The organism is Streptomyces sp. SID11385 (genome assembly GCF_010548245.1).
Taxonomy (GTDB): domain Bacteria; phylum Actinomycetota; class Actinomycetes; order Streptomycetales; family Streptomycetaceae; genus Streptomyces.
Map to the genome: position 1 here is coordinate 1 of NZ_JAAGLR010000651.1, position 235 is coordinate 235.

The following is a 235-nucleotide window of genomic DNA, read 5'->3' on the forward strand; positions in this document are numbered from 1 at the left end:
TGTGGGACCTCGTCCCGATGGCGGTCATCTGGACCCTCGGCGCCCTGCTCCGCTACCGCCGCCTCCGCGCCGGCATCCAGGTCAACCTCCGCTCCCTCATCCGCCGCATGCCCTGGTCCCGCATCGTCCTGAGCCAGGCGGCATGGGCCATGCTCTGCGCGCTGCTGATCACCCAGATCCCCTGGACGGAACGCACGATCCCGCTCGTCCTCTTCTGGGTGATCAGCAGCGCGCA

General features: G+C 69.4%; 1 pseudogene. It reads left to right on the top strand.

What is annotated here, in order from left to right:
* Positions 1-235: pseudogene (locus tag G3I42_RS19575) on the top strand (hypothetical protein); the annotation flags it as partial.